This window comes from Streptomyces sp. NPDC004658, assembly GCF_040609555.1.
Classification (GTDB): domain Bacteria; phylum Actinomycetota; class Actinomycetes; order Streptomycetales; family Streptomycetaceae; genus Streptomyces.
Map to the genome: position 1 here is coordinate 70,566 of NZ_JBEXKG010000018.1, position 8,462 is coordinate 79,027.

The 8,462-nt window shown below is 73.8% G+C and carries 5 protein-coding genes; 2 read left to right on the forward strand and 3 right to left on the reverse strand.

From position 1 onward, the window contains the following. Positions 1-198: 198 nt before the first annotated feature. A complete protein-coding gene (locus ABZV94_RS10030) occupies positions 199-1,197 on the forward strand; it encodes a helix-turn-helix domain-containing protein (RefSeq protein ID WP_356339167.1) in 999 nt (332 codons plus the stop codon). A gap of 56 nt (positions 1,198-1,253) precedes the next feature. Here ABZV94_RS10030 and ABZV94_RS10035 read toward each other — a convergent pair whose 3' ends face one another. The 3 genes from ABZV94_RS10035 to ABZV94_RS10045 all read right to left on the reverse strand — a co-directional run bounded on the left by ABZV94_RS10035 (position 1,254) and on the right by ABZV94_RS10045 (position 7,933). Further along, positions 1,254-5,522 (reverse strand): carboxypeptidase regulatory-like domain-containing protein, encoded by a 4,269-nt coding sequence (locus ABZV94_RS10035; protein ID WP_356339170.1) that lies wholly within the window; start codon positions 5,520-5,522, stop codon positions 1,254-1,256. Positions 5,523-5,951: 429 nt separating this feature from the next. Next, positions 5,952-7,352, reverse strand: coding sequence for a CHASE3 domain-containing protein (locus ABZV94_RS10040; protein WP_356339173.1), 1,401 nt, complete (start codon positions 7,350-7,352; stop codon positions 5,952-5,954). Between the two features lie 134 nt (positions 7,353-7,486). After that, a complete protein-coding gene (locus tag ABZV94_RS10045) occupies positions 7,487-7,933 on the reverse strand; it encodes a MarR family transcriptional regulator (RefSeq protein ID WP_356339184.1) in 447 nt (148 codons plus the stop codon). Between the two features lie 208 nt (positions 7,934-8,141). On the opposite strand from ABZV94_RS10045, the gene ABZV94_RS10050 reads away from it, so the two are divergent. Next, the coding region (locus tag ABZV94_RS10050; RefSeq protein WP_356339174.1) for an alpha/beta hydrolase at positions 8,142-8,462 on the forward strand (321 nt) is incomplete at its 3' end.

Here is an 8,462-nt window from a genome sequence, read left to right on the forward strand (position 1 = left end):
ACCGATCCGTATGCGTCCGGGCCGGTGTGGCGTCCACCGGCCCGGGTCGCCCGGTCGCCGGATGGTTCCCGGATCGCCGTCTGCGCCTATCAGGGGACGACCGGGGCGCCGGCTGACCCGTTACCCTTCTGCTCCTGGAGGAAGTCCCGGCCGCGGTGACCGGAAAGGGGCTTCTCCCTCGGGAGTTGGGGGTGTGCGGTGCTGGAGGTCCTCGGTCTGGACGAGCGCGCCGAGGCCGCCTATCTGGCCCTGGTCGACAGCCCCTCGCTCACCGTGGCCGAACTGGCCGAGCGGACCCGCGTGGACCGCATCGATCTGGAGAACACCCTGGTCCGGCTGGAGGACGGCGGTCTCATCGCCCGGGTGCCGGGCCGTCCCGCGCGGTACACCGCGCTCCCACCGGAGCACGCGGTGGAAGTCCTGCTGCTGGCCCGCGAACGGGACATCCGACGGGTGCGGGCCCTCGCGCAGCGGCTGGGCGAGCGGCACCAACGGGCCAGGGGCGGCCAGGGGTCGGCCTCGCTCATCGAAGTGATCTCCGGTGCGGAAGGCGTGGCGCGCTGCGGGGAGCAGTTGTTCCGACGGGCGGAGCGGGAGATCCGGGGCATCGACGCGCCGCCCTACGCGGAGGCCGGGGACGGCAGCCGGGTCAACTCGGTCGTCAACATCACCGGCGGGCAGGTCCGCAGCCGGTTCATCCACGGCCGGGACTCGCTCATCCTGCCCGGCGTGGTGCGCCGTATCGAGCGGGACGTCGCCGGCGGCGAGGAGGTGCGCGTCGTACCACGGGCGCCCATGAAGCTGCTGCTGGCCGACGACCAGGCGGGGCTGATCCCGCTGGTGTCGACGCCCCAGGTGCTGGACACCTGCGTCCTGGTGCACCCCTCCTCCCTCCTCGACGCGCTGAGTGTGCTCTTCGAGACCCTGTGGCAGCAGGCCCAGCCCTTCGTGCCAGGCCGAACGCAACCGGACGGTCCGGACACCTTCCTCAGCGAGGAGGAACGGCGCATCGTGTCGCTGCTGGGCCTCGGGCTGCCGGACGAGGCCATCGCCCGGCACCTGGGCATCGGGCACCGCACCGTGCAGCGCCGGGTCCAGGCCCTGCTGGTGCGGCTGGGCGCGGCCAGCAGGTTCCAGGCGGGTGTGCTCGCGGCGCAGCGCGGCTGGTGGACACCGGACGATCCGCTCGGTACCTGAGCCCGCGCCGGTGCTCCGTGGGGCCGCCGTGCGGACGGCCCCACGGCCCGGTCCGGCTACCGCCGGGCGAGGGTGACGTCGGCCGTGAACCCGGCGGCGCCGTGCGGCCGTACCGTGCGCCGTACCGTCCGGTGGCCCTCCGCGCTCACAGTGAGGCCGACCGCGCGGTCCGCGTCCGGCAGCCACACCTCGTAGCGGCCGTCGAGCGCGGTGCGCAGCGTGTGCGTGCCGCCGCCGGCCGTGACGCGGACCGTGGCCCCGGCGAGCGGCGCCGTCGCGCCGCCCGGCCGGCTCCCGGTCACCGTGCCGGTGAGCCGGAGCGCGCCGTGCGGCGGCACCACGGTCAGCGTGACCGGAACGGTGACGGATCTGTACGGGCCGTCGGAGTCGACGACCAGGCGCGCCTGGTGGACGCCCGCGTCGGCGGGTCCCATCGCCCTGGCGTCGGCGGTGACGGTCAGCCGCACCGTCCGCCCGGGAGCGACGGTCCGCGCCGCGGCCGTCCCGCTCAGCCACGGGACGTCGCCGTGCGGCTTGTCCCAGCCGGGCAGCACCTGCGCCGCGGTCCGGGTCACCCGGTCCGGTGACTGTCCGCCCAGGACGTACCAGCCCGGCGCGGAGGCCGCCGCGTACAGCGGCTGCGGGAGGTTCGGCAGCGCGGTCCAGGCGTCGGCGGACGGGTCGTAGGCGTAGGCCTCGTTGGTCATGGCGCCCGCCGAGACCAGCACGCCGCCGCCCATCAGCAGTCGGCCGCCCGCCGCGGCGCCCGCGGCGCCCCAGACGTCCGCCGGCGGATCGGCGATCGGCGTCCAGCGGCCCTTGGCGGGGTCGAGGGCGTAGCCGACCGCGGTGGCCCGCGGGAAGCCGCCGTCGGCCTGGTAGACGCCGCCCGCGCAGTACAGGGTTCCGTCGGCGGTGCCGCACGTCGTCCAGGACGTCGGTGTCGGGTAGGCGGGGCCGCGCGACCAGGAGTCGGTCGCCGGGTCGTAGACCTGGACGTCGCCGCTTCCGCAGGAGAACTGCGCGCAGCCTCCGATCACGTACAGCCTGTCTCCGACGACCGCCGCCCCGGGGCTGCCGTAGGCGACGGGCGCGTCGGCGATCGCCGACCAGGTGTCGGTCGCCGGGTCGTAGACCTCGCCGCCCGCGATGGGCCGCCCCGCGGCGTCCTTGCCGCCCGTCACGTACAGCTTGCCCCGGATGAACCCGGCCGCCGCGCCGAACCGTTTGGTGACGGCGGGGGCGAGGTCCTTCCAGGCGGTCGTGGCCGGGTCGTAGGAGCGCAGCGAACTGGTCAGCCGGCCGTCAGGGGCCTGGCCGAGGCCCGCGTACAGGATGCCGTCGTGGGTGGCCGCGATGCCCCCGCTCGTTCCCTGCGGGAGATCCGTGACCGGCTTCCAGGCCTGGTCGGCGGGCGTGCCGGTGGCCGCTCCGGTGGCGGCCCGGGGGATGTCCAGCGGCCCGGCCCCGGTGGCGGTGCGCTTGCGGGGTGCCCCGGCCGGCGACGCGGCCGGGGTGCCGGCGACGTTCTGTTCCCCCACGGAGAGGGTGGCGGGCGCGCCTCCGGTGTTGCGGAGTTTCACGGTGACGGTCTTCCGGCCGCCCCAGGGCACGGTGACGCCGACGGCGGACGGCTTCGCCTCCAGCAGGGAGGGGCGCAGGCGGAAGTCGGCCGCGGTCACGGCGTCTGCCTTGACCCGCACCGTCGAGGTGACCGCCGGGTAGCCGAATCCGGCGAGGTCCGCGGTGAACTCCTGCCTGCCGGTGCGGGTGGAGAAGGCCCAGTACAGCCCGTCACCCACGGCGGGGTCGTCGGGCGAGGCGACGCTGCGGCCGCTGTCTGCGGGTACGGAGCGGGCGGCGACGGTGGCGCCGAGGACACCGGTCCCGGTGTTGGCGTCCGTCACCCGCCCGGTGAGCAGGCCGCCGGGCACGGTGTCCAGCGAGTGGGTGCCGAGGGCCACGTTGTCCAGCTGCCAGAAGCCGGTCAGCGAACCGCTGTAGTGGAAGCGGACCCGCACGGACGGCTTGCCCGCGTAGGCGGTGAGCGCCACCGTCTCGTGCGCGGGGCCGTTGACGACGTCGGTCGTGTGCCAGACGGTGTCCCAGGTGTGGCCGCCGTCGGTGCTCACGTCGACGTCGGCGGTGGGGTCGCTGAAGCGGTAGGTGCCCGGCAGGGCGGTGTCGAACTCCAGTTTCGGATGGGTGAGCGCGGAGAAGTCGTAGGCGGGGCTGACCAGTTCGGTGTCGACGGGGGCCCAGCCGAGGGCGTAGTCGTCGACCTCCGCGAAGCGGCCGTCGCCGCCGGTCTGGTTGCCGCGGTTGAGGGGGTCGCCGAACTCCCAGCCGCCCGCGTCGGTGTGGTTGACGACGCTCCAGCCGTCGGGCGTCGTGGCCTTGGGGAAGGACTGGAGTCCGCCCCCGTGGTAGGTGACGGCGTATCCGGGCGGCAGGGTGCCGGTGCCGGTCAGCGGCAGGGCGAGGTCGGCGGTCCGCGCGGTGGAACCGAGGGCGACCGTGGCGGTGGCGGGCCGGTAACCGGGGTACAGGGCATTGGCCCGGACGGTGTACGTCGCGTCGCGCGGCAGCCGGATCGCGTAGTGGCCGGTGGCCGGGTTCGTGAAGGCGGTGCCGGGCACGCCGTCGACGGTCAGCCGGGCGTACACGCCCCAGCCGTGCCCGCCGCCGTCGCGGACCGTGCCGGAGACGGTCTGGCTGGGTACGGCGGCCAGGGCGGCGTCGGCGGTCACCCGCGCCCCGTCGGCGACCTCGACCTGGCCGAGGTCCTTGTCGGCGTAGCCGAAGGCGCTCACGGTCAGCGGGTAGGTGCCCGCCGGGGCGACGAGCGACCAGGTGCCGTCGTCGCCGGCCGAGGCATGGTAGTCGCCCAGTCGTACCGCGGCTCCGGGCAGCGGTTTCCCGGTGGAGCGGTCGGTGACCTTGCCGAAGACGGTGCCGTGCGGGCCCGGCCGGAACGCGGCGAGGCCGTTGGGCGTGCCCAGTCCGGTCGGGCCGTCGTACCCGGGCCCGGCGGTGCAGCTGGGCGCGGGATCGCACCGGGGCGTGGTACCGAACCCGCACAGCCCCGCGTCGGGGCAGCTGGCGTTGTCGCCGTCGGTGACGTCGTGGAGCGCGCCCGGCGTCTGGTACGGGTAGGAGGCGGGGTAGGTGCCCTCGACGGGGGTGCCGGCCAGGGCGTAGACGCCGGCGATGATCGGGGCGGACGCGCTGGTGCCGCCGTAGACGTTCCACCCGGCGTCGGAGAAGCTGTTGTAGACCGCGACCCCGGTCGCGGGATCGGCGACCGCGCTGACGTCGGCCACCGACCGGCCCGTGCAGCCCGTCTCCGGCTGGAAGGCGGGCCTGGGCTCGGCCTGGGAGCAGCCCGAGCCGGTGGCGCCCCAGTGCTGTGCGCCCGAGGCGGAGGTGGTGACGGTGTTCCAGACCCTCTCGGACCAGCCGCGGGCGCTGCCCGGACTCCGGGTGAGCGAGGTGCCTCCGACCGAGGTCACGTACGGCGAGGAGGCCGGGTAGCTCACCCCGTAGCCGTTGTCGCCGGAGCTGAACAGCACGGCCGTGCCCGGGTGGTCGAAGTAGGCCTTGTCGAGGGCGTGGACGCTCTCGTCCTCGGAGTAGGAGCCGTAGGAGTTGGAGACGTAGCGGGCGCCCAGCGCGACCGCGGTGTTGACGGCGCCGCCCAGGTCGTCCGTGTAGGCGCTGTCGGCCTCGACGAGCAGGATGCGGGCCTTCGGGGCGATCGCGGACACCATGTCGAGATCGAGGGATATCTCGCCGGCCCAGCCGTCGTCGGGCGCGGGGTACTCGGTGCCGCCGCGCTGGTCCACCTTGCGGAAGCACCCGTTGTCGGTGGTGCAGGCCGGCAGGCCGTACTGCGCCCGGTAGGTGGCGAGGTCCTGTTCGGCCCGGGGGTTGTCGTACGCGTCCACGATCGCGATGGTCGCGCCGGTGCCGCCGTCCGCGGGCAGGTCGTAGGCGGAGCGCAGGTCGGCGGGGCCGTATCCGTCGGGTGCCGCCTGACCGCCGGCCTGCACACGTGCCGTGGGCACGTCGGTGCGGCGGACGCCGAAGCAGCCGAACTGTCCGGGCTTCGGGGTGCCGCACAGGGTCTCGGTCGCGGGCCCGGCGGTCCCGGAGGAGGCCGCGACGGCTTCGCCGGGCGACGGGAGCTGGACGGCGAGGGCGGTCAGCAGCGCCGCCGCGACGGTGCCGACGGCACGGCGCCACGCCCGGCCGGGCCGGCGGGAGGCGGGAGGACCGGGTCTGGCGCGACCGCGGACGGGCCGCGCCGCTGGGGGTGTCCGCACAGGGCAACTCCGGGGGAGGAGGGGGAGGACGGGCAACAGGCGGGACCCGGCCCGACATCGTTGTCGGAGAGCCGTCCCGCGATGGTCAGAAGATCACCCGCCCGGGCGGACCGGTCAATGCCACGAGGCTGGCGTCTTGACGCCGTGACGTATTCACGCCTCGGTGACCGGGAGCACACCTCGGCGACATGTGCCGCGCCGGCAGGGGGCAGGGGCGCGGTGGCGGTGGTTTCGGCCGGCGAGTGCGCGTGACGTAGGCCAGGGGGTGGCCGGTGTGCGCACACAGGCTCGGCGCGGTGGTCGCCGCATCCGTTCGGACCGCTCCCGCAGCGCCGCCGGGCGCCGCATCGGCCCCGGCCGGCGACGAATCCGTCCCCGGAGCCCCCGTCGGCGGGGAGACCGGATGTCAGGGCACGCCGGCCGTGGGTCTCAGGCCGTGACGGGGATGCGGACCAGGATCGACGTGCCCTCGCCGGGCGGCGACTCGATGGACAGCGTGCCGTCGAAGGCGGCCACGCGGTCCGCCAGCCCGGTCAGACCGCTGCCGGCCGCGGTCCCGGCCACACCGCCGACGCCGTCGTCGGCGACCCGTATCCGCAGCACGTCACCGGTCAGCTCCAGGGAGATGTCGATGTGGGACGCCTGGGCGTGCTTGACCGCGTTCGTCACGGCCTCGGCCACGATGAAGTACGCGTTGGACTCGACGGTGGAGGCGAACCGCCGGTCGCACTTGTTCTCGACGACGGCGGGGATCGGGCACCGGGACGCGAGGTCCTCCACCGCTCCCGCCAGCCCCTTCACGGTGAGGGTCAACGGGTAGATGCCCCGGGCGAGTTCCCTCAGTTCGTCGATCGCGGTCTGGGCGTTGGCGATCGAGTCCTCCAGCAGCTCGGTCACGGGGGTCTGCTCGTCGGGGAGCATCTCGCGCGCCAGCCGCAGCCCGATCATCAGGCTGACGAGTCGCTGCTGCGCCCCGTCGTGCAGATCGCGCGCTGTGCGGCGGTGCACCTCCTCGACGCTCTGCATGACGCGTCTGCGGCTGTCCTGCAACGAGGCCGCCATGGAGTTGAACGAGGTGCCGAGCGCGCCGATCTCCGCCACCTTGCTGGGCGTGATCCGGGTGGCGAGGTCGCCGTCCGCGAGCCGCTGCGCCGCGGCTGCCGCCCCGCGCACCGGCCGGACGACGGCGCGGTGCTGGAGCACCGTGAAGGCCGCCACCAGCGCGGTCGACGCCGCGAGGCCCAGGCCGGCGGCGACCACCGCCCGGTGCCCGTTGGCCCCCGCGGCGTCCTCGCGCGCCGCGAGCTGTGCGCGTTCATCGGCCATGTACCGGTCGAACCGGGCCCGCAGCGCGTCGACCCGCCGCTTGCCCTCCTCGGTCTCCGCCAGTCCGGAGGCGGAGGGGTCACCCCGCCGTACCGCGTCGACCAGGGGGACCGAGTAGTCGTCGAGGTAGGACCGGACATCACGGGCGATCTGCGCGGCGGCACGTTGCTGGTGGGCGGAGGTGGTGCTCCCGGTGAACCGCCGGGTCTCGGCCGGGAGGTCCTTGCGGGCCTCGTTCCACGGGTGGAGGAACTGCTCCTGCTTGGTGATCAGGAAGCCTCGCTGGCCCGTCTCCAGGTCGAGTACGAGCTGCTCCATGGTTCCTGCCTCGACCAGTGCGGTCCGGGACGCCCGCCGCGCGGAGGTGGAGTCGTTGGCGTCGTCGATCGCCCAGAGCAGGACCGCGAAGGCCACACCGATCAGCAGGGCGAGCAGGCCGCTGGCGGCGATCGTGAGGCTGGTCAGCCCCAGTCGCCGGCCCGCGTACCACCGTCGTACCCTCATGCTCCGCCCAGTGGTGTAAGGGATGGGAACGCTGCGCGCTTTCGGTAAGTAACGTATCTACTTTTGATGGACAGCGCACCAAAATACATAACTCACTATGACCTTGGCAGGTCCCGCCGCGGGAAGAGCACCCGTCAGCGTCCCGACACGTTGTCGGTGATCAGGCGCAGCAGCTCCTTTGCCATCTCGTCCTGCTCCTCGGTCAGCCCCATGGCCGCGCCCATCGCCGGCGGCACGGAACGCGCCCGGTCGCGCAGGGCCAGGCCCTCGGGTGTGAGGGTGAGGACGACCGAGCGCTCATCGTCGGCACGGCGTTCCCGGCGGACGTAACCGGCCGCCTCCAGCCGCTTGAGGAGCGGGGACAGCGTGCTGGACTCCAGCTGGAGCGCGGTTCCCAGTTCGCGGACGGAGATCGCGTCCTGCTCCCACAGGACGAGCATCACCAGGTACTGCGGGTAGGTCAGGTTCAGCTCGTCCAGCAGGGGCCGGTAGCGCGCGGTGACCGACCGCGACGCGGCGTACAGGGCGAAGCAGAGCTGGTCGCGCAGCTTGAGCGATCCCCCCGCCCTCCCGGACGTCATGACTTCGGTGCCTTCGTCCACGGCTGGTTCCTCCCGTCGCTGGACATGCCGGTTCACTCCCTCCAGCGTACGCCGGTACGAGTCCCACGAATTAATCGTGTACGACCTAGTTGCGCACGACTGAACAGCGGGCTATGTTTCTTCTCGCCACCGGGTGACCGGCGCACACGCCAAGTCACCCGACTCGACCAGTTGTCAGGAGTCCGTCATGTCCGAGCCCTCGATCCAGCCCGTCCTGGAGCCCGCCGCGGCCGAGTTCGCGCAGGCGACCGCCAACCCGCCCTACCTGTTCGACCTGCCGCCGGCCGAGGGCCGCAGGGCCGTCGACGAGGTCCAGTCCGGCGAGATCGACAAGCCGGCGGTCGACGAGGAGTGGATCACCGTCCCCGGCGGTCCCACCGGCAGCGTCCGGGCACGCATCGTCAGGCCCGCCGGCACCACCGGCACCCTCCCGGTGATCCTCTACATCCACGGCGCCGGCTGGGTCTTCGGCAACGCCCACACCCACGACCGCCTCGTGCGCGAACTC

What these genes read in the sequence shown, in the direction of transcription:
- ABZV94_RS10040 (WP_356339173.1), bottom strand. Translation starts at nt 7,352, where the DNA reads ATGAGGGTACGACGGTGGTACGCGGGCCGGCGACTGGGGCTGACCAGC.
- ABZV94_RS10045 (WP_356339184.1), bottom strand. Translation starts at nt 7,933, where the DNA reads ATGACGTCCGGGAGGGCGGGGGGATCGCTCAAGCTGCGCGACCAGCTC.